This window comes from Paraburkholderia sp. SIMBA_053, assembly GCF_046534895.1.
In the GTDB taxonomy this organism is placed as follows: Bacteria; Pseudomonadota; Gammaproteobacteria; order Burkholderiales; family Burkholderiaceae; genus Paraburkholderia; species Paraburkholderia caledonica.
This window is the reverse complement of record NZ_JAWRXU010000536.1, coordinates 1-278: the sequence shown is the minus strand read 5'-3', so window position 1 is coordinate 278 and position 278 is coordinate 1. Positions and strand designations below refer to the sequence as shown.

The following is a 278-nucleotide window of genomic DNA, read 5'->3' as shown; positions in this document are numbered from 1 at the left end:
CGGCCGTCTCGAGTTGACGGACGTGACCTTCTACGACGACGCGCATCTGATGAAGGTGATCGAGAAGATCGTCTCGCGCGTCGGGCGGCGCATCGACGAGTCGAGTCCGATGGTCGATGCGCGGCTGCCCGACGGCTCGCGCGTCAATGCGATCATTCCGCCCTCCGCCGTGGATGGACCGCTGATGTCGATCCGGCGTTTCGCCGTGAATCCGCTGCAAATGAGCGACCTGGTCGCGTCGCAAAGCCTCACGCCGCCGATGGCCGAACTGCTCGACG

Annotated in this window: 1 protein-coding gene; it reads left to right on the top strand. The window is 65.1% G+C overall.

The features are described 5' to 3' along the window. Positions 1-278 (top strand): ATPase, T2SS/T4P/T4SS family (locus SB753_RS36750; RefSeq protein WP_410805045.1); only part of this gene is annotated, 278 nt, incomplete at both ends.